The organism is Micromonospora sp. NPDC049645, from assembly GCF_040675155.1.
GTDB lineage: Bacteria > Actinomycetota > Actinomycetes > Mycobacteriales > Micromonosporaceae > Micromonospora.
Window position 1 is genome coordinate 3,841 of record NZ_JBFAOI010000037.1, and the last position, 1,374, is coordinate 5,214.

Consider the following 1,374-nt stretch of genomic DNA (forward strand, 5'->3'; position numbering starts at 1 on the left):
GCATGGCCGCAGAGAGCAGGGGGAAGCGACTGTTTACTAAAAACACAGGTCCATGCGAAGAAGTAATTCGATGTATATGGACTGACGCCTGCCCGGTGCTGGAACGTTAAGGGGACCTGTTAGCTCTTCGGGGCGAAGCGGAGAACTTAAGCGCCAGTAAACGGCGGTGGTAACTATAACCATCCTAAGGTAGCGAAATTCCTTGTCGGGTAAGTTCCGACCTGCACGAATGGCGTAACGACTTCCCCACTGTCTCAACCACAGGCCCGGCGAAATTGCAGTACGAGTAAAGATGCTCGTTACGCGCGGCAGGACGGAAAGACCCCGGGACCTTTACTATAGCTTGACATTGGTACTCGAATTAGCTTGTGTAGGATAGGTGGGAGCCGGTGAAGTCCATACGCCAGTATGGGTGGAGGCAATCTTGAAATACCACTCTGGTTGATTTGGGTATCTAACTTCGGACCGTTATCCGGTTCAGGGACAGTGTCTGGTGGGTAGTTTAACTGGGGCGGTTGCCTCCTAAAAGGTAACGGAGGCGCCCAAAGGTTCCCTCAGCCTGGTTGGCAATCAGGTGTTGAGTGCAAGTACACAAGGGAGCTTGACTGTGAGACTGACAGGTCGAGCAGGGACGAAAGTCGGGACTAGTGATCCGGCACTTGCGAGTGGAAGCGGTGTCGCTCAACGGATAAAAGGTACCCCGGGGATAACAGGCTGATCTTCCCCAAGAGTCCATATCGACGGGATGGTTTGGCACCTCGATGTCGGCTCGTCGCATCCTGGGGCTGTAGCAGGTCCCAAGGGTTGGGCTGTTCGCCCATTAAAGCGGTACGCGAGCTGGGTTTAGAACGTCGTGAGACAGTTCGGTCCCTATCCGCCGTGCGCGTAGGATACTTGAGAAGGGCTGTCCCTAGTACGAGAGGACCGGGACGGACGAACCTCTGGTGTGCCAGTTGTCCTGCCAAGGGCACGGCTGGTTAGCTACGTTCGGAAGGGATAACCGCTGAAAGCATCTAAGCGGGAAGCCTGCTTCAAGATGAGGTATCCCACCCACCTTTGGTGGGGTAAGGCCCCCAGCTAGACGACTGGGTTGATAGGCCGGAAATGTAAGCCCGGTAACGGGTTCAGTTGACCGGTACTAATAGGCCGAGGACTTGACTACTAAGCTGCTACGCGTCCACTGTGCAACTCTGAACAAGCGAACACCCGTGAGTGTGTGCCGGGGTTGTTTGATATGTTCATAGAGTTACGGCGGTCATGGCGGAGGGGAAACGCCCGGTTACATTCCGAACCCGGAAGCTAAGCCCTCCAGCGCCGATGGTACTGCACTCGTGAGGGTGTGGGAGAGTAGGACACCGCCGGACAATCTTCCAG

Annotated in this window: 2 rRNA genes (1 of these 2 only partly in view); both read left to right on the plus strand. The window is 55.5% G+C overall.

Annotated elements, in window-relative coordinates:
* A 23S ribosomal RNA gene (locus tag AB0J33_RS31120) occupies positions 1-1,162 on the plus strand (it extends 2,048 nt beyond the left edge of the window).
* 85 nt (positions 1,163-1,247) lie between these two features.
* A 5S ribosomal RNA gene (gene rrf, locus AB0J33_RS31125) occupies positions 1,248-1,364 on the plus strand.
* Positions 1,365-1,374: the final 10 nt, after the last annotated feature.